The sequence below is a fragment of the Streptomyces sp. NPDC059456 genome (assembly GCF_042750055.1).
Taxonomy (GTDB): Bacteria; Actinomycetota; Actinomycetes; order Streptomycetales; family Streptomycetaceae; genus Streptomyces.
In genome coordinates this window covers 1-18,282 of the sequence record NZ_JBHYVA010000090.1, presented here as the reverse complement: position 1 = coordinate 18,282, position 18,282 = coordinate 1, and the positions used below count along the sequence as shown (strand labels likewise).

Annotated in this window: 17 protein-coding genes and 1 pseudogene; 8 read left to right on the top strand and 10 right to left on the bottom strand. The window is 68.9% G+C overall.

Annotated features, from left to right (window positions below):
• Window positions 1-281 precede the first annotated feature (281 nt).
• From ACFXA3_RS11290 to ACFXA3_RS11275, 4 genes are all read left to right on the top strand, one after another.
• Window positions 282-821 (top strand): winged helix-turn-helix domain-containing protein, encoded by a 540-nt coding sequence (locus tag ACFXA3_RS11290; protein WP_385185095.1) that lies wholly within the window; start codon window positions 282-284, stop codon window positions 819-821.
• Window positions 818-1,354, top strand: coding sequence for a transposase (locus tag ACFXA3_RS11285; RefSeq protein WP_385185107.1), 537 nt, complete (start codon window positions 818-820; stop codon window positions 1,352-1,354). Before ACFXA3_RS11290 ends, ACFXA3_RS11285 begins: the two co-directional genes overlap by 4 nt.
• A gap of 602 nt (window positions 1,355-1,956) precedes the next feature.
• A complete protein-coding gene (locus ACFXA3_RS11280) occupies window positions 1,957-2,355 on the top strand; it encodes an STAS domain-containing protein (protein WP_385185104.1) in 399 nt (132 codons plus the stop codon).
• 145 nt (window positions 2,356-2,500) lie between these two features.
• Window positions 2,501-3,031, top strand: coding sequence for an AAA family ATPase (locus ACFXA3_RS11275; protein WP_385185091.1), 531 nt, complete (start codon window positions 2,501-2,503; stop codon window positions 3,029-3,031).
• A gap of 282 nt (window positions 3,032-3,313) precedes the next feature.
• Here the strand turns inward: ACFXA3_RS11275 and ACFXA3_RS11270 are convergent, their stop codons facing one another.
• From ACFXA3_RS11270 to ACFXA3_RS11240, 7 genes are all read right to left on the bottom strand, one after another.
• Complete coding sequence (locus ACFXA3_RS11270; RefSeq protein WP_385185088.1) at window positions 3,314-4,447, bottom strand: HTTM domain-containing protein; 1,134 nt, start codon at window positions 4,445-4,447, stop codon at window positions 3,314-3,316.
• Between the two features lie 4 nt (window positions 4,448-4,451).
• The gene (locus ACFXA3_RS11265) at window positions 4,452-5,129 is read right to left on the bottom strand and encodes a DUF5819 family protein (protein WP_385185085.1); all 678 of its coding nucleotides are present in this window, start codon (window positions 5,127-5,129) and stop codon (window positions 4,452-4,454) included.
• A gap of 177 nt (window positions 5,130-5,306) precedes the next feature.
• Window positions 5,307-6,593 (bottom strand): ice-binding family protein, encoded by a 1,287-nt coding sequence (locus tag ACFXA3_RS11260; protein WP_385185082.1) that lies wholly within the window; start codon window positions 6,591-6,593, stop codon window positions 5,307-5,309.
• Between the two features lie 956 nt (window positions 6,594-7,549).
• The gene (locus ACFXA3_RS11255) at window positions 7,550-7,957 is read right to left on the bottom strand and encodes a thiol-disulfide oxidoreductase DCC family protein (RefSeq protein ID WP_385185079.1); all 408 of its coding nucleotides are present in this window, start codon (window positions 7,955-7,957) and stop codon (window positions 7,550-7,552) included.
• A 538-nt stretch (window positions 7,958-8,495) separates the two neighbouring features.
• On the bottom strand, window positions 8,496-8,741 hold the full coding sequence (locus ACFXA3_RS11250) for an STAS domain-containing protein (RefSeq protein WP_385185101.1): 246 nt from the start codon (window positions 8,739-8,741) through the stop codon (window positions 8,496-8,498).
• A gap of 208 nt (window positions 8,742-8,949) precedes the next feature.
• On the bottom strand, window positions 8,950-9,513 hold the full coding sequence (locus ACFXA3_RS11245) for a hypothetical protein (protein ID WP_385185076.1): 564 nt from the start codon (window positions 9,511-9,513) through the stop codon (window positions 8,950-8,952).
• A 1,197-nt stretch (window positions 9,514-10,710) separates the two neighbouring features.
• Window positions 10,711-11,937 (bottom strand): PP2C family protein-serine/threonine phosphatase, encoded by a 1,227-nt coding sequence (locus tag ACFXA3_RS11240; RefSeq protein ID WP_385185073.1) that lies wholly within the window; start codon window positions 11,935-11,937, stop codon window positions 10,711-10,713.
• Window positions 11,938-12,776: 839 nt separating this feature from the next.
• Here ACFXA3_RS11240 and ACFXA3_RS11235 point away from each other — a divergent pair.
• Together ACFXA3_RS11235 and ACFXA3_RS11230 are read left to right on the top strand one after the other, a co-directional pair.
• Window positions 12,777-13,028: a hypothetical protein gene (locus ACFXA3_RS11235; RefSeq protein ID WP_385185070.1), complete on the top strand. Its 252-nt coding sequence runs from the start codon at window positions 12,777-12,779 to the stop codon at window positions 13,026-13,028.
• 119 nt (window positions 13,029-13,147) lie between these two features.
• Window positions 13,148-14,129 (top strand): annotated as a pseudogene (locus tag ACFXA3_RS11230) (L-threonylcarbamoyladenylate synthase).
• A gap of 19 nt (window positions 14,130-14,148) precedes the next feature.
• Here ACFXA3_RS11230 and ACFXA3_RS11225 read toward each other — a convergent pair.
• Genes ACFXA3_RS11225 through ACFXA3_RS11215 form a run of 3 tightly spaced genes read right to left on the bottom strand, consistent with a single transcriptional unit; the run spans window position 14,149 to window position 16,684 of the window.
• Window positions 14,149-14,784 (bottom strand): carbonic anhydrase, encoded by a 636-nt coding sequence (locus ACFXA3_RS11225; RefSeq protein ID WP_385185067.1) that lies wholly within the window; start codon window positions 14,782-14,784, stop codon window positions 14,149-14,151.
• 9 nt (window positions 14,785-14,793) lie between these two features.
• Window positions 14,794-15,687, bottom strand: coding sequence for an ATP-dependent DNA ligase (locus tag ACFXA3_RS11220; protein WP_385185098.1), 894 nt, complete (start codon window positions 15,685-15,687; stop codon window positions 14,794-14,796).
• Window positions 15,688-15,733: 46 nt separating this feature from the next.
• Entirely contained in the window at window positions 15,734-16,684 is a 951-nt protein-coding gene (locus tag ACFXA3_RS11215; protein WP_385185064.1) for an alpha/beta fold hydrolase, read from the bottom strand.
• A 134-nt stretch (window positions 16,685-16,818) separates the two neighbouring features.
• On the opposite strand from ACFXA3_RS11215, the gene ACFXA3_RS11210 reads away from it, so the two are divergent.
• A complete protein-coding gene (locus ACFXA3_RS11210) occupies window positions 16,819-17,475 on the top strand; it encodes a TetR/AcrR family transcriptional regulator (RefSeq protein WP_385185061.1) in 657 nt (218 codons plus the stop codon).
• A gap of 152 nt (window positions 17,476-17,627) precedes the next feature.
• Complete coding sequence (locus tag ACFXA3_RS11205) at window positions 17,628-17,972, top strand: STAS domain-containing protein (RefSeq protein ID WP_385185058.1); 345 nt, start codon at window positions 17,628-17,630, stop codon at window positions 17,970-17,972.
• Window positions 17,973-18,282: the final 310 nt, after the last annotated feature.

The window sequence follows — 18,282 nt, the reverse complement described above, 5'->3', positions numbered from 1 at the left end:
TGTCGCGGCGCGCTCTGGGGGGGGGGGGGGGGGGGCGGCTGGGGGGGCGCCCCCCCCCGCCCGGTGCGACCGGCGCCCCGACCCCGGGGCGGGCCCCCGCCCCCCCCCCCCGCCCTCACAGCCTCCCGATCAGTGGAAGCAGCAGTGCGGAGTGCTCATGAATGCCACACCACGATTCTACGAGGCTCAGCCGAAGCCCGGCGCGTGTGCCCGCAGTTACTGAGGATTTCGGGTTGTCGTCGGGTGGTGACGGTTCATGATCCCTGCGGTATGCCGGTGGTATGCGTTATCCGGAGGGTGGGGGCCTGACCGCTGAGCGTCGGGCGTTTCGTGAGGGGATCCGGCTTCAGGCCGGCGAGAGGTTCGCGGCGGGTGAGAAGACCGCGGTGATCGCGAAGGACCTGCGGGTGAGTGTGAGGTCGGTGGAACGCTGGCGTCGGGCTTGGCGCGAGGGCGGCATGGCGGCCCTGCGCTCGGCGGGCCCGGCGAATGCCCCGACCGTCACCGATGCCCAGTTCGCCTTGCTCGAGGAGGAACTGGGCAAGGGACCGACGGCGCACGGCTTCGAGGACGAACGCTGGACTCTGGCCCGGGTCCAGGCGGTGATCCGCCGGCGGCTGCGGGTGAGCCTGTCGGTGGCGACGGTGTGGCGGCTGCTGAAACGGCACGGCTGGTCCTGGCAGGCACCCGCCCGCAGAGCACTGGAACGCGACGAGCACGCAGTGGAGCTGTGGAAGAAGGAGGTGTGGCCGCGGGTAAAAGCCTCGCGGCGGCACTCGGGGCCTGGGTCGTCTTCGAGGACGAAGCCGGCTTCTCGATGACTCCGCCCCGGGCCCGCACCTGGAGCCGGTGCGGACAGACCCCTGTGATCCGTGTTCGTGGCAGGTCCCGCCGCCGGACCTCGGTCGCCGCGTTGTGCTGCCACAAGCCTGGTGAGAAGAGCCGCCTCATCCACCGGCCCCGCAACCATCTCCTGCTCAAGGGCGCCCGCAGGAGCTTCTCCTGGCAGGACTACCGAGACCTTCTGGTGAGGGCGCACATCCAGCTCGGCGGCCCGATCGTGGTGGTCTGGGACAATCTCAACACCCACCTGGCCGCCGGACTGAAACACTATGAGGCCGAGCACGACTGGCTCACCACCGTCCGGCTCCCGGCATACGCACCAGACCTGAACCCGGTAGAAGCCGTCTGGTCACTCGTCCGCAGAGCCACGGCCAACACGGCCTTCGACACCCCCGACGACCTCGACCGCACACTCCGCCGGGAGTTACGCAGAATCCAACTCCGACCCGACCTCATCAACGGCTGCCTCACCGCCACCAGACTGACCCTCACACTGCCGACCCCACTCTGAAAACCTCAGTAACGGCGAAGTCCCCGACTGATCGCCGCCGCGCACCCCGCCCCGCGCAGCGGCCCTCCCAGAGGGGCCGGCCGCCGGTCCCGTGCGCGGCCGCCGGCCCCCTCATTCGCGGCGCCAGCCGGTCAGCCGCCGCTGGCGTCAGACCCTGCCAGCCCCTCCCTGCCTGGATCAGCCATCTGGCTTTGCGGCCGCCCCTACCCGGCCTCACGGTCGGTCGGGGGCGGCTCGCTGTGAGGTGGCCGGACTCCGGCAGCAGGCCCCGATGTTCACCTCACCCGATGAGCGTTCCCGCGGGCGAGGGGTGAAGACCGCAACGGCCACGGGATCACCCGCCTGCCGTCCCCCAACCGGACCGGCCCCACGTGATCGAGACCGAAGAGGTCGGCAATTTCACGGGTTCACACCTCCAGTCACACTCCCGGTCCCCAAAAGCAACCGTCCAGCCAAGGCTCGGGCCGCCTCCCGTGCAACCCCGACTCCGCCCCGCGGCCGGGGCTTCAGCGCGCCTCGCACCGGCCCCGGGCAGCACTCGGCCAGGATGGGGGGCCCGCAGGCCCGGAGCCTTCGGTGACAGGAGCAGGGCATTGATCAACGTGGACATCCAGTACTGCGCCGGCTCGGTCTGGGTCAGCGCCGCCGGAGAGCTCGACGACGACGCAGGCGAGGTGCTCCAGCAGGCGCTGGATTACGTCACCGCCGACGAGCGGGACCTCTTGGTGGACCTGCACGGCGTCGCGACCATGGACGCCGACGGCCTGTTCCACCTCCTGACCCTGCACCGGCGCGCGGAGCTCGCGGGCCTGAGAATGCTGGTCACCGGCTGGCAGCCCCAGCCCCAGCAGCTCATGGCCACGGTGGCCGGCATCCCACGAGCCGGCGCCGCCACCGCAGAGCGGTACGCACTGGCGGGCTTCCGCCGACTCCTCGAGGACCGGGCGCAGCGCGTACGGGACAGCGCCGACTTCGCCGCCGGCTGGCTTCCCAGCGCCTAGCTACGCCCCCATGTGGGTGCGGCACGGCGAGAAGCATCTCTACCCTGACCCGACCGCCCGGCCCGGCGACTGCCGCCGCCTCACACCCCCAGACACCACCGGCCGGCCGGGCCAGGCGCTCAGCGCGGTGTGCGACAGTGCCGTCATGCTGATTGCCATGGCCGGCCTTCCCGCGGCGGGAAAGTCCTCGGTCGCCCAAGAGTTGGGGCGGGCGCTGCCCGCCGCGGTGGTGTCGGTCGATCCGATCGAGGCGGCAATGTGGCGGGCCGGCGTGGAGCGCACACAGCCCACAGGGCTGGCGGCCTACCTGGCGGCCGAGGCCGTCGCCGACGGTGTGCTGGGGCTGGGCCAGAGCGTGATCACCGACGCGGTCAACGCAGTGCAGGAGGCACGCCGACAGTGGCGGGCACTGGCCGACCGCCACCGGGTGCCCATCGCGTTCATCGAAGTGGTGTGCTCCGACTCGCGGCTGCACCGCCAACGGCTGGAACGCCACTCCCGGGGCATCGAAGGCTTCGAGGAGCCGACCTGGGAAGCAGTCCAGCAGCGACAGGCCGAATACGGGCCCTGGACGGACCACCGGCTGGTACTCGATTCGGCCGCCGACCTGGCCTCGAACGTGGCCCAGGCACACCACTACCTGACCCAGGCAGCCCGCTCACAGCCAGCGCCCTGAACGGATCTCGCGCAGCGCCTCAGGCCGCATCGGTGATCGCCACCCATGAACCAGCCGTCTCGCACCTCTACCCGGGCCTCGACGACGTCGGGGCCGGCGGGTGGAACATGGCGGGCCGCGTCAGTCGAGGTCTGCGTGGATGCTGGCGACTTGACGCAGGCCATGCTCTGGGCGCCGACTTCGAGGCCACTTGACGGCTTCCCGGGTAGGCAGCAAACCCATCCGGTGGGACAGGCCTGGATCGCGGCCACGAAGCCCCGAGAGAGTTGCAGGTCGTCGCGGCTATGCACGGGGGGAGGCAGCTCGCTGGTGCGAGCCGGGCACGCCGGTCCTGCCCTGCTGCGGTACCGATCCCGATCCCGGCCGCCCGGGCGCCGGCCGCGACGCGCCGGTTCGCCGTGTCGCGCGGCGGCACAGGTGAGCCAGGGAGGTGTAGAAGCGGTCAGGAAGAAACACGGCGTCCGCCACGATCATCGCGCCGGAGAAGAGAGGCAGCCCCATGACCACCGCGATGCCGACGTGCATCCCCAGCAACATGGTCAGAACCGGATACTTGAGCCTGCCGAAGAGCACGAACGGGAAAGCGACCTGCAAGAGCACCGTCGTGTAGCTGGCGATCGCGATCAGGACGGCGTAGTTGTCCGCAAAGTGGGAGAGCGCTGGCCAGGGCTGGAAGAGTTCGAGGTTCAGGACGTAGTGGAGGGCGGTGCCGCCGCCCCAGGAAGCGCCCTGGACCTTGTACAGGCCGGCGGAACCGTAGAGGAAGCAGACTTCTGCCGCCATGACGAAGATGCCGCAGTTGTGCACGACCGTCGTCAAGGTGCTGCGCGCTTGACGGAGTCGGGGCGAGGGGAATCTTCTCGCCGGTTCGGGACCGCTGCCCGCACGGGCTGTCTTGAGACGGTTCCTGCGTGCGTCCAGGGACCAGCGACGACCGCATCCGGTGAAGACGAGATAGACGACCATCAGCAGGATCAGATTGTCGCCGCCGTCCGTCATGAAGATCGCTCTTGCATGGAACGAGGTCACCACGACGGCGAACAGGACGGAGATGGCGCGGGTCCGCCATCCCAGCATGAACAGCGTGGACGTGACCAGGGCCGTCACGTAGCAGAGTTCGAAGTAGGCCGGGCTGTCGGAGAGGGTCAGGATGCTGTTCCAGCCCGTCTGTGCGAAGAGCTGCTCCGCAAGCGCGGGCGTCCACGGGGAGCCGGGGCCCCAGATCTCGTGACGGTGCGGGAACTCGCGCAGAAGGAAGACCAGGTAGAGCATGCCGTAGCCGGCGCGCATGACCGACACGGCGTACAGGGACACCGGCCGGCCGGTAAGGAGCGCGACGAACCGCTGGGCTGCGCCTGCGGGTCTCCGGTGCGTAGTGCCCCCCGGTGCAGCTGCCGTGGACGGGGGCTGGGTCATGTGCTCACTTCCCACGGGGGGTCACCTTCCACCAGGGCAGAAGCCGCTCTTCGACGGGCGTCGGCGGGCGTTTGCCGGCCGCTTCGCCCTGCGCGGCGACGGGCACCGTGAGGACGCGAAGCTGGATGAAGCCGAAGGTGCCGCCGTGGTCGCGGGCGGCGACCCGGTCCGCGGCGATGTTGCGCAGGTACTTCTGCATCATCACGGCCCGATCCGAGTCTGCCCTGTCGTCTGCGCCGTGCGTGTCGACGTAGGAGGTCCAGGCGCGGCGCAGGAGATTCTGTGTCGTGTGGCTCGGGAACACGTTGTGTTTGAGTGCGGAATTGTCCACGGCTGTCAGATCGACCCAGCTGCTCACCTGAGTCGAACCGTCCAGGGCAGTGCGTGCGGTTCGCGCGAGAATGCGCCGGTTGACGGAGTCGGGATCCGGGGCGAAAAGCCGCCAATTCTGCTCGAAGAGGGGGTACACCCATGCGTTGACCTGTGGGCCGTACCGCTTCGAGACGGTATTGGGGGGAGCCACGTGGAGGAACACCAGAACCACATGGGCCAGCGTCGTCGCCAGACACAGGGCCACCACGATTCGCAGTACCGCTGCCAGCAAGCGGGAACGTCGGGGTTGCCGGCACGGTGTGCCCGCTTCATCGTGATGTTCCCGGAGGTCCGGATCGGAATCAGACACCCGAAGTTCCGTCACGGCCGCTGATTCAATTCTGCTCGGCACCGGCCCACCCTGTCTTTCTCATATCAACTGCTCGCGTCTGGATTTCCTGCTGGAACCGGCGGCGGCGCACGACGGAGCCGAAAGGGCTCCGCCACGCGCCGCTGTCCGATGAGCGGACCTCGTGCAGTCCGCTGCCTAGCCCTCGGTGCTCATGGGCTTGCTGCCGTATCCGTAGTCGTGGTCATAGCCGTGGCCGTAGTGCTCGCCGTAGCCCGGCTTGCCGGGCTTCTCGCCCTGCTGGTGGCCGGGCTTGCCGCCATGCTGGTGGCCGGGCTTCTCGCCCTGCTCGTAGTCGGGCTTGCCAGGCTTGCCGCCCTGCTGGTGACCAGGCCTACCGCCGTGCTGGTCGCCCGGCTTGCCGCCGTTTCCGCCCGTGACGTACCCGCCAGTGGTGTTACCGCCTGTCGTGTTCCCGGCGGTGCTCGCTCCCGTCGTGTTGCCCGCGACGTTCCCTGAGGTGTTGCCGGAGATATTCCCCGAGGTGCCACCCGTCACGACGCTGGCGATCGGGCCGCCCAGGAGGCCTCCTCCCGTCGTCACGCCACCGAGCACGCCACCGAGGACGCCCGAGGTCGCACCTGAAGTCGTGGTGCCAGTGGTCGTACCGGCCGTGGTGCCCGTGGTCGTGCCGGCCGTCGTGCCAGTGGTGGTGCCGGTCGTCGTCCCACCCGTGCCGCCGGTCGCGCACGTCCCGAGGAAGATCCGGTTGTTGTCGAGCGTCACCTCGCCGTTACGGGCCAGCGCCCGGCCCTCGATGTTCGCCCTCGTGGTCACGAAGATCGAGGTCAGAGCCATGATGGTGCCCACGAAGGTGGAGTCGGTACCGAGAGTTGCCGAACTCCCGATCTGCCAGAACACGTTGCACGGCGAAGCGCCGTTCGTGAGCAGGACCCGGCTGGAGGATGCCGTCGTCAGGGCTTCCGGAATCTGGAACACCCACACCGCGTTGGGGTCTCCCCCGGCGTTCAGGATCAGGTCGCCGGTGAGTCCGACACCGGACGTAGCCTTGTAGACGCCCGGCAGCAGCGTTTGGCCCGCGCCGATCCCCGCCGCAAGCGCGAAGTCCTGGGCCTGGCCCGCCGCGTTGTTGTACGCCACGGTCAGATCGCTCTTGGCCTGGAGGGCCGCAGCGTCCGCAGCATGCACGGCACCGAGAACCAGGCCGGGCGGGAACCCGGTGATGGCCGGGTTCGGGTGCGTCCCGAGGTCGTGGCTGATCACCGAGGGGCCGGTGTTGGTCACTCCCTGACCTGCCAGAACGGAGTAACTGGCGGTCGTGCCCAGAGGTACGGGTGTTGCGATGGCCGACGCCTGCGTCGACGTCGTGGCAACCATCGCAGCGGCAACTGTTGCGGCAAGGGCCGAGGCCAGCCAGCCGGACAGAGGACGGAGTCGAGCCGCTTGAGGAAATCTCAGCTTCATCGAGAGGCCATTTTCTGTGGGGGTCGTGGCTGCCGGGCCCTAACCGATTGCCCGGGAAGCCGTACTAGTGAGATGGCGTATTACGCAGGAAGTTGAGTAAGGCATTTTCAAGCGGCAGGGCGATGCGTGCGATTGGGGGCGGAGCGGCGTAATATGCGCCCTTAATATCTGAGTTCATATGGATGGCAATCCGATGTACTGCCCGGGCGCAGGGGTGTCCATTACCCCGATGTGGGCCATCGACTTCGGGCCGGTCCGACAATCCCACCCCCGGGATGCTTGTGGGAGTGCCGCCATTCCAGTGATTCGACGAAATCCGGAGTGAGTGGGCGTGGCGGCAACTAGAAAACCCGCACGGCATCGTCATATGGGTGGAACTATTCGCCCACGTGTATGACAGTTCCTGCCTGGACGATGCTCGCTCACCAAAGCGACCTCTTCGACCTGCTGGTGCTGGATCGAACGGGCTACACCCACTGCCGTCGGTGCAACGAGAAGGTTCTGCACCTGCTCCGACCGAAGGCGCCGGGCTTTACCGGCGACGCCCCGCCTCGTCCATACAGCCGGGCGTTCTCCCGAACTCGCGGTCCGAAGCCGTCACCCCGCGGCCGCCGGTCAGGAGGCCAGGCCCTGGTAGCCGGCAATCGGCGAGGATCTTCAAGCGGGCCCCCATGACAGGAGCTTGAAGGACCCCCTGGGCACGCTGTGCTCAACGCCGCATGCTGGCGGGGCGCGAACCCGCCAGGTCGGAGCAGGTGTTGGAGGCCGCAGGCCCGGTTCGCCTACGCGGCCGCTCGCCGGTGACTTCGCTCGCCGCGCCTTGAGCGCTCAGGGCGCAGTTGCTGCGAGGACATCTCAGTGGTCGGCAGGGCCCTGGAATCGCACAGCGCCGATGTCCCCGTCGCAGGGGGAGGCCGCGGTCACTGTGTCGTCTTCAGACCTTGGAGGGTGCGCTGTCATGCACCATCACGCTCGGCAGATCGCAGATGAGCAGGCAGGGAACAGGCCACCGTGCCCCCCGGTAGGCGGTGCCGGTTCAGGGCCACCACCCGGTACACGAGCCGGGCGATCCAGCTGATCGGAGGCAGCGTCATGGCCTGCCCTGCGAGCCGCCAGCGCCGACGCGGGCTCTGTTTGAGCAGCTGCGCCACCGCCTCCGCGCCGCCGTGCACATCCGCCGAAGCGGGCTCGATCCACAGGACCTCCCGGTCTGCCCGCTCGGCGGTGACGCCCAGCGCGTCCAAATCGGCGTACTGCCAGGGAGTGACGACGGCGTCGGGATCCAGCAGGCGCACGGCGATGTTGACGGCTTGGGTGCAAAATCCGCAGTCGCCGTCGTACAGCAGGATCGGCCGTTCGGCCATGGTGGATCTCCTTGTCTTACGGTCGTCCCCCGGAAGCAGCCGCCGGGGCCAGATCTGCGGGCGCTCCAGGAATCGGTTGACGAAGGCGCAAGCGCCTCGGACGACGGAAGTTCCAACAGGCCGTCGAAGCCGACGATGGGCGGTATCTGCTCCTTAGGCGCAGAGGCCACGACGAGGACGGCGGCAAGGCCCAGGAAGGGTTTCGTTGCGCTCAGCTCGTGCCCCGTCTCGGATTGGTCGCCTGCTCCTGGCGGCTGGGGCGGGCCGCCTGTTTTCGTCCGACGTCGTGCACGACTGCCTGAGTGGTCACAGTCGTCGTCGCGAGCTTCTTGATTGAGGTGCGTTGAATCCATGTCGATCGACCGGCCGGTATCGGCGGGACAAAGTCCCTACTGCCGGTGCGCCGCCAGGGGCATAACATAGTAAATAGGTCGTCGCACTCTCACGTGTGGCGTCCGGAAGGGCGACCCCGGCGTGTGAATGTGCCGGGGTCGTTGTATCACCGTCCTCGCGCCGTAGGGGGCGAGGCATGATCCATTCAGCCGATGTACGGGAATGGCGCGACTGTGACGTCCCACGCGATGCCGCGCCCCTCCAGACGGCGGACGAAGGCGGTCAGGCCGTGCAGGCCGGTGACGTCCATGAATGTCAGGCGCCGCATGTCGCAGGCCACCACGGCGACGCCGTCGAGGCCGGCCTGCACCTCGTCGAGCGCGCATCTGGTCTCCAGGTCGAGTTCACCTCTGAGGGTGAGGTGCACGGTCGGACCGTAGCGCCTCGTCATCATCCGGAAGTGCATTCCGTCCCACCTCGCCGCGATCGGCGGGCTTCATGCACGCCCGCCCGGATCCGGGCACCAGATGTCCCAAATCGATGGTCACGCTGCCGCGACGTCCGCCGACAGCCGTCCCCGCCCGGGGCCCGGCGTGGGCTTCACGGGTAGACGCCTCGATGTTGGCGCCGCGCCACTCCACTGACGCTTCGAGCTCTGGTCAGAGGCGCTTGACCAGAACCGAGTTGGAGACTTTGCGCGCACCGTTCGGCAGCTTCAGGAGCGATCCGTCCGGGTTCCGGTTTTCGCTCAGCTGACGGTAGGAGAAGTCATCCGTGAGAACGACATAGATCATGCGGACAGAGCCCGGCTCCGACGGAGACAGGTGCACATTGAAGGTATACGGGCCGGGCCGCCCCAGATCATCCTTCGGGTAGTAATTCGTATGCGGCACGGGCTTCCCGACGCCGTCGATCTGCACCATCCACGTCAGGTGCCACTCGGCCGCAAGGTTGCAGTTGACCTCAGCGGTGAGGGACCCGTCCGACGCGACCGCCAACTGCTTGGGCTCGATGGTCACGTCGTGTCCCGGCTTGTCGCCGCAGCCGGACAGAGCCTTTTCCAGGCCGGCAGAGGGTGAGCTGCTGACCGAGGAGCCGGGATGCGGCGACGAGGCGGACGGCGCGGGATTTGCACCGTGGCGGTCGCCATTGAAGACGCCGGACCACAGCCCGATGACAGCGGCGATGATCGTCCCCGCAACGGTGATGATGCCGACCTTCATGGTCACAGGCTGACCGCTCCACCAACTGCTGACCCAGCTCATCAAGCCCCCCGATCCCCCAGCACCGAAGCTCTCCCCATGCAGTGGCGACATCAGCGCGCCGGCGCCACAGGAAGAAGACCTTCCCCCCATCCGCCAGGAAAATAGCAACCGTTTGTAATTGACTAGCCACAAAGCGCCCCAGGCTCGTCAAAGCGGGCCGCTGCATGCCATCAGCTGGCGCGAACGCCGCTGAACACTCCGTGGCACTCGATCGCCCTCGGGCCGCGACCTGCGAGACAGGACCCGCGGATTGCCGGAAGGATCGGCTCCCGCCGCCGGCGTGGCCTCGCCATTCCCTGGTGGCCGAGCCTTGGCCGGTGGCCGCAAAGGCGGGTGCTGCCGACCAGGGCAGTGCAACGGCGACGTGTGACGGCGGCCGCTGCTGCCCGGCCGACAGCACCACAGGGAAGCCAGGAAGACACCGACGTGGTAGGTGCGCTCCCGGCCATGCCATCCCACCCATTGAGCCCGTCGATGAACACCACGACCCGCCCCACAGCGCCCGCAACCACCCGCACAGACCAACATCCCGCTCCCGGTCCGGCCCCTGCCCCGGGCGCGCAGATCGCCAGGTTGGCCGACCGCGTGCAGCCGGCCCGTGGGTCGTGGCAGCCGAGGAGGACGAGCCGCGGTCAGTGTGCCCGCACTGTAACCCCCAGCATCCGCGCCCCCGTCTTCGTGCAGGGGCGATGGCGGCTGCCCGGCGCGAACACCATGTAGGTCCCCGGACCATGGCTTTCTTCTCACTCGATCACTTCGCCGCTCAGAACGGACCGGGCGCAGCCACGCCCGCCGGATGCACACCCAAAGGCCCCGAGGAAACCGGAGAGGGCCTCGTCTACGGAGGGAGCGAGTCCCATCGCTTTGCGCGACCCGGTGCAGCCGAGCTGCTTTCGGTGATCGCCTCGCAGGTATAGGGCAGGGGCGCGGGGCGGCGTGGACGGTGGCAGCGCCACCAACTGCGCGGCGGTGCGGCGCTGGCGGGCTCCGGGGTGCTGCGGGCGGCGGTGGCCTGGTCCATGCCAGCGGCGAAGTCGGCATCGCGGCGGCGGCGCTGGTAGACGACCACGGTCGTGATGCCGACCTCTGCTGGTTGCTGTCGACCGTCTGCGCGGGCGGTGCTGTCCCGTTCGGATCAGGCTGACGTCGAGGCGTTCACTCAAGAACCGCGAGGTGGTCGGCGGCTCCTCCGCGCCATTCGGTCATGAAGAGGGTGGCATCGTCGCTGGTATGTCCGCCTCGTTCGTTCTTCAGCGTGTGGGAGAGCCGGCGCAGATCTGCCCGCATCCCCTGTGACGGCTCTTCGCCCAGCCGGTTGACGCAGCGGATGAGGCGTTCCTCGCCGAACTGCTCCCCGCCGGTGACGTGCTCTTCGATGATGCCGTCGGTGTAGCACAGCACTCGGTCGCCCGGCTGGAGCTGGTGCTCTCGGATCCGGGGTTCCTCGCCGCCGAAGCCGACGGGCAGGGTCGTCGCGCTGTCCAACTGCCGCACGACCTTGCCCTCGCGGATCAGCAGCGGCGCGGGGTGGCCCGCGTTGACCAGCTCGAGCTCACCGGTGGCGATGTTCAGGTGCATCAGCTGGGCGGTGACGAAGTGATCGGGACCGAACTGCCGGGAGATGGCGTCGTCCATGTACGTGTACTTCTCGGCCAGGCTGACGAACACGCGCCGGGCATGCCGGTACGCGCCGATGGCGATGGTCGCCATCGCGGCGGCGTCCAGGCCGTGGCCCATCGCGTCGATCACCGCCATGTGCAGGATGTTGTCGTTGAGGGCGTAATCGAAGCTGTCTCCGGCAACGCGGTAGGCGGGCTCCAGGATGCCGGCCACCGCGACCTGCGGCACCGTCATCGTCAGCGGCGGCAACAGGCCCCACTGGATCTCCGCGGACACGCTCATCGGCTCCCGGCGCCGGGCCAGGAAGAACTGGTCGGTGTAGGCGTTCTTGGTGACCAGCAGGTCGGCGACCAGGCCGGCGAGCCGGCGCAGCAGCCGCCGGTCGTCGTCACCGACGTCGTCCAGGGTGAGGACCATTACGCCCACCGTGTCGCTGCCGTCCAGCAGCGGCAGGTACATCCGCACGCCACCGCTGGCCAGCGAGATCTCGACGGCCTCCCCGCGCAGGAAAGCCCGGCTGGCGGGGGAATCGATCACCGGCTCGGGCTGACTGACGTGCAGCTTCCTGCCCGGAAGCGGCACCAGCAGCTCCTGCGCGTAGTCCTGGAGCAAGATGGAGACGTCACGGCCTCCGACCTTGCCCACCTCCTCCGCGATCAGCGGAGCGATCAGCTGCGGCGGCAAGTGCGGCGCCCGATCCAGCAGCAGGCCAAGAAGCCGCTCACCGAAACCCTCCGACCGGTCCACGCTCTCCTCATCCATGCCCCGGCGTGCCACCTCCTCTCCACCCCCGCCGGTCACTGCCTCGGCACACCGTGACCTGACAAGCCACCGGAACGGCTCATTGCGCCATGCGCGGCATGTCGGCCCACACTGACCACGGGGAAGCTGGTTCTCCATCGGGGACACGGCAACTACAGGACATCAAATCGAGATGCGCCCCGGGTCCACCAACTCCGTGCATGAATGCTGAAGCCGTCGCACGGTTACCTGCCGCGTCCGGGTCGCGCAGGAGCCGCCACGTGCGCGGACCGGGGCCTCGGTCCATTGGGTGGGCGGCCCGGTCATACTGCCGCCAGAGCGCTCTGGTCACCGGGCCTCGCCCGCGCACGCCCTATCGACGCGGACTGAAGCGACCATAGCCACGGCCAGCCGCCACCCGACATCACAAGCACAGCATTCGGCATCCTGTGTGACATGCGGGGCAAGGGTTGATGCCCAACGCTGACACCCCCCATTCCCCCTGACGCATCCCCCACCTCCATGCGCAAGCAGCCCGCATGCCGCAGCGGACGATCTCAGCCGTCAGCCGGTCAGCATGCAGAACCATGACTCGCCGGCGTAAGAACCAGCCGGGCCGACATGCCTCCGCTGCCTGCCGCGAGGGGCGCCCGTCGCCTGCAGCCACGCCGGGGTCCGGGCTCCTCAAACCGGTCGCCGCTCTGCACCGGGCACTGCTGCTGAACCTGCTGGACCACGAGAACGCGGCTCTGCAATAGGTTCCTCACCGGCTCGGGCGTCAGGGATGGAAGGGACCTTGACCATGTTGTCCCGCCCTTTTTGGAAGTCCGCGTACACCTGCGGGGCACGTCCAGCCTCAGGTGGCGGCTGGCAAGGCCTTCGACGCCAAGGGGATCTCCGTCGGTCAGCGGGGGCGGCAGCTCGTCGACCCACCGGTGGACGTTGGCCTGCCCCGTGCGCGGCTGGATCTGCTTGTCGAGCATCGTGAGCAGCGGGAGCGGGTCAGCGGCACCGCCGTAGTGTCGATGATCAAGTTTTTCGAACTCAAGCGCCCCGGCTGTCCGCGCCGAATCCAATGGGTTCTGCAGCATCGTCGGCCAACCGAGTACTGAGGTCACGATGGCAGTGGACGCCGGTCCGGGGCGGCATGATGAGGTCCGCAAGGCGTACGTGGTCTCGTCTGGTGTGCCGGCGAGGGCATGGATGGGGAGCGAAACAGTGGAGTACTGCGATGGTGACGGCAACGACTGGTGACATCGAGAAGGCGGCCGAGGTACTGCGCGCCGGCGGTCTGGTGGCCCTTCCGACCGAGACCGTCTATGGCCTGGGCGCGAACGCGGAGGACCCTGCAGCCGTCGCGCGGATCTTCCAGGCGAAGGGGCGCCCGCCCTCTCACCCGCTGATCGTCCACATCGCCGCTGCGGAGCACTTGGACGACTGGGTCGAGACCGTGCCCGCCACGGCGCGTCTGCTGGCCGAATACTTCTGGCCGGGGCCGCTGACCCTGGTCCTGCGGCGCGGTCACCGGGTGCCGCTGGAAGCGACGGGTGGGTTGGAGACGGTGGCCGTGCGTGTGCCAGACCACCCCGTCGCGCTCGCGCTGCTGTCGGCCTTCGGGGGCGGCGTCACGGCCCCGTCCGCCAACCGCTTCGGCTCGGTCAGCCCCACCACCGCGGGCCACGTCCGCGTGGAGCTTGGTGATGCCGTCGACTTCGTGCTGGACGGCGGCGCGTGCGAGGTCGGCGTCGAGTCGACCATTGTTGACGTCACGGGCGATACCCCGAGCATCCTGAGGCCCGGTGGTGTGACGCGCGAGAACCTCGAAGCGGTGCTCGGGCGTTCCGTCGGGGTGCCCTCGACGGACGCATGTCCGAGTGCCGGGCCAGCACCCGTCGCACTATGCGCCGAGTGCGCGGGTTGTCCTGGTCGAGCCGGAGAAGGTGGTGGCCGAAGCCGAGCTCGCGCAGATGGCGGGGCACAAGGTTGGCGTCTTTGTTCCTGGCTCCTTCGCCGACGCTGCGGTCAAGGCGCACGCCGTGGTGAACGTCCCCGATTCGATGGACGCCTACGCGCACGGCCTGTACGGATATCTGCGCGAGCTCGATCAGCAAGGGTGCGACCTCATCATCGCGTCCCTGCCGGTGGAGGAGGGGTTGGGGCTGGCGATCGCCAACCGGCTTCGCCGGGCCGCCGGGCCGCGACCCTCCCGGTGAGCGGGCCCGGCCTGGACGGTCAGGAAGCGGTGGGAGTCGTCGTACTGAGGCCGCGGGCGGCGACGAGCTGTGCACTGCCGTCGGCCAGCCTGTAGGACAGCCCCACCACGCCGAGGCGGCCGTCGGCGACCCGCTCGGCCAGGACGCGGGAGCGCTCCAGCAGCAGGTCCACGGTGTGCTCGATGTGCTCGGCCAGTATCTCCTCGGCCGTCTCGCGTCCTGCGGCGCGGGCTGCCAGCACGCTCGGGGTAACCCGTTCGACGACGTCACGCACGAATCCGCCAGGCGTCTGCCCGTCCTCCAGGGCGGAGCAGGCCGCGGCGACAGCACCGCACGAGTCGTGGCCAAGGACGACGACCAGCGGCGCGTTGAGGACGCTCACACCGAACTCGATGCTTCCGAGCACTTCCGTACCCGCGACATGCCCAGCGGTGCGGACCACGAACAGGTCTCCCAGGCCCCGATCGAAAATGATCTCGGCGGCCAGCCGGGAGTCGGAGCACCCGAACACCACGGCGAAGGGCTGCTGGGACGGCGCAGTCTCAGTGCGGCGGGCGGCGTCCTGGTTCGGGTGCTCGGGGGTACCGGAGACAAAACGCTGATTGCCGGCCAGCAGCAGGTCAAAGGCATTGCCAGGCATCTGGATCTCAGTCATGCCCGCAGCCTACGAGGCGGCACCGGCCCCCGCTATGACTGGCCCCGCAGCAAGGCGCCAAGTCAGGCACCCGACAGCCTCCCCGGCCAGGGCGTAGAGAGGGTCAAAGAGCCCTGCCGAGTCAGGCTCCAGGGTGGGCCGGCTTCTCCCGTGAGTCCCCCACGTCGCGGAGAAGCGCACGCCCTCCCACGGGTGCCCGGGAGCGGCCGCGGTCAGGTGCTCGGCGACCTGCCGGGCGGCGTCCGGGCGCAGCGGTACGGTCCGGCCGACGGCGCGCAGCCGGCCGTTCTGGTCGTGGCGGCCGAGTACGAGGAGCTGCGGGCGGGTCAGGGTGCCGGTGATCGCGCCGACGATCGTCTCCGTGGTGTCCCGCCTTCTGATCTTGGTCCAGCCGCGGTATCCGGTCAGGTAGCGGCTGGTCAGGGGCTTGATCAGGATCCCCTCCACGCCCGAGACGTCTGTCCAGGACTCCAGCCATTCCCGCGCCTTGGCCAGGTCCGTCGTCATCGGGCAGAGCGTCCACGGGGCGGTCAGGGCGCGGCTGGTGAACAGGTTCTCCAGCAGGGCGCGCCGCTCGGCGTACGGGCGCCTCAAAAGCTCCTCGCCGTCGTGCTGCAAGAGGTCGAAGGCGACGAAGTAGGCTGGCCACCGGGCGACGAGGCCGGCGGCGCCGCGGGCACGGGTGGCGGCCCGGCGCTGCAACGCCTCGAACGACAGCCGGCCCTGTTCGGTGTCCCAGACGACGAGTTCGCCATCGAGGACCAGGCCGTGCGGCAGCTGCTCTCCGGCGGCCGCCACCAGGTCCGGCCAGCGGTCCTGGGCCAGCGCCCCGCGACGGGTCTGCACCAGCACCGTGCCACCCGGGCCGGCCGCGGTGAACAGCAGCGCCCGGTGACCGTCCAGCTTCTGTTATGCCCTGTTGGACAGTCCGTGTCTGCGGCCCTCGCGGCTACGCGTCCGTGGCGCCCCGTGCCGCCGCCGGATCGAGGGAGTCGACGTCCTCCATGAAGCTCAGCATTCGGGCGTTGACCAGGTCGGGGTGGTCGATCTGCGGGCCGTGGCCGGTGGCGGCGACGATCTCGGCGCGGGCGCCGGGGATCAGGCGCGGTACGCGTTCCAGCTGCCGCTTGGGATGTACGAGCAGGCTGCGCTTGCCCATGACCAGGTAGAACGGCGTCCGGATGGAGCCCAGTTCTGCGTCCGACAGCGGCAGCGGGGCGGGGCGGCGGATCCGAAAGGCCTTCACGCTGGCCTGAATCATCGCGCGGAGCTCGGGGACGACAATCACCGGCTGCTCGAGCCACTTGGCGAGGCGGGGGCGCCATGCCTTGGGAGCGTAGGTGGCGAAGAGGCTGGCGAAGATCCATACGAAGAAGCGCAGGCCGACCTTCTCCAGGCCGCCTGGGTCAAGGGCGGTGACCGAGGTGAGCCGCCCGGACCGGCGGTGGGCCTGGTTGATGACCAGCCAGCCTCCGTACGAGGAGCCGATCAGGTGGACCTTGTCGAGGCCCAGCGCGTCGAGGGCCTCGTCCATCCACTGAGCCGCGCGCTCGGGCTGCCACATCGGTTCACGCTGGATGCTGCGGCCGGGGTCGCCGGGAGTGTCGAGGGCGTAGACGGGGCGCTCGGCGCTGAGGGCAATGGTGTTGGGGTACCACTGGGCGGAGCAGCCTCCCGAACCGTGTATCAGGACCACGGGTGTGCGTGACTTGGCTGCCGGATCAGTGGGGCCGTACCGGTAGACGTGGGTGGTGCCGAAGCTCGTCTCGACGTCCGTCTCGGAGCGGGCGGGCGCTCCCTTCGCGTAGAGGACGTCGCAGGTGGCGAAGTACCGGTCGCGTAGTTCGTCGCTCACGTAGTGGCCGATGTCGCGGCGCACTCGGGTCGTGTTCTCGGGCACAGGGCACCTCCAGGAAGATCGATTCTTCGTGATACGAACGTACCACATTGTTGATACGGCGGTACCATGAAAATGTTCGGACCGAGCCGGACTGCGAGCCCATGAACACCCACCCACGGCCGGAGACAGCACTGATGCCAAAACGCGTGGACCACGAGGAACGGCGCACCCAGATCGCCGAAGCGCTCATCCAAGTCGCGGGACGGCGAGGGCTGCACGCCGTCGGCATGCGCGACGTGGCCGCCGAGGCCGGCGTATCCCTCCGGCTCGTCCAGTACTACTTCGAGACCAAAGAGAAGCTGCTCTTCTACGGACTCCAGCACCTGACCGACCGCTTCACCGCCCGCGTGGGCGCCCGCCTCGCCGCCGCCGGCACGAACCCGGGCCCCCGCGTGACGATCGAGGCACTGCTGCTGGCATCCCTGCCGACCGACCAGGAGAGCCGGACCTTCCACCTCCTGTACAGCTCCTACTCGATCCTGTCCGTGACCGACGGAGCACTCGCCGCTCAGCCCTTCATCGACAACCCCGACGCGGCCGAGAACGCCCTCACCGGCCTGATCGAAGGAGCCCAGGCGGCAGGCCTGGCCGATCCCGGCGCCGACGCACGCACCGAGGCCATCAGCCTGCTCGCCATGACCGCGACCATGGGCACCAGCGTCCTCGTCGCCCAACGGACACCGGAGTCAGCAATCGCCGTACTCTGCCACCACCTCGACCGCATCTTCACCGCCAGCGGCCACACCACCCCGGACGCCGGACAGCAGACAGACGCCAATACCTGTCCATAACCTCTGCGCATACGCCACCCCGGCCCGCACGGCACCCGGGCCGGGCACCGACTCCGCGGCCTGCGCCAGCATCGGCTCCAGCGGGGGGCGTAGCGTCACACCGGTCTCCGTTTCGGGTGTCCCCGCTTCCAGCCTGCACCATCATGGGCGTCATGGGAGATCATGAAGACCGCAGCCACGGCATGTGGGTGGGTGTGGACGGCGATGGCGAACGAATTGTCGTGCACGTCGGCGGCGAGATGGACATCGACCGGGCCCCGATGCTGTACGACGCCCTGCACGCCGTGATCACCCAGACAGACGGCCCGAACGAGATCGTCCTCGACCTTGCGGAGCTGTCCTTCTGCGACTCTTCCGGCCTCAACGCCCTCATCCAGGCACGGCACACCGCAGACGAACACGGCAAGCGGATCACCCTGCGCGCACCACAGCCGCAGTTCCTGCGCCTGCTGCAAATCACCGGCGCCGACAGCCTCTTCCCCATCACCGGCACCTGATCCCGCGGCCACCGAAAAGCAGACGCACCAGGTCCATCCCCCCTGCGGCACCACGGCACAGCCCGCGACCGGAGGGCGTCACGCTGCGCGATTCCCCCGACCGGATGCCGTGGCGGGCGGACCGGGTACAGCCGTGGCAGGGTGGCAGGGTGGCAGGGCGGTGCGAGGGTGCACGCACGGCGGGGGGCGGCCCCCCAACACCCCCCCCCCCCCCCCCCCCCCCCCCCCCCCCCCGCGCCCCCGCCCCCCCCCCCCCCCCCCCCCCCCCCCCCGCCGGCAGCAAGGAGTTAGTAAAACAAAAAAAAAAAAG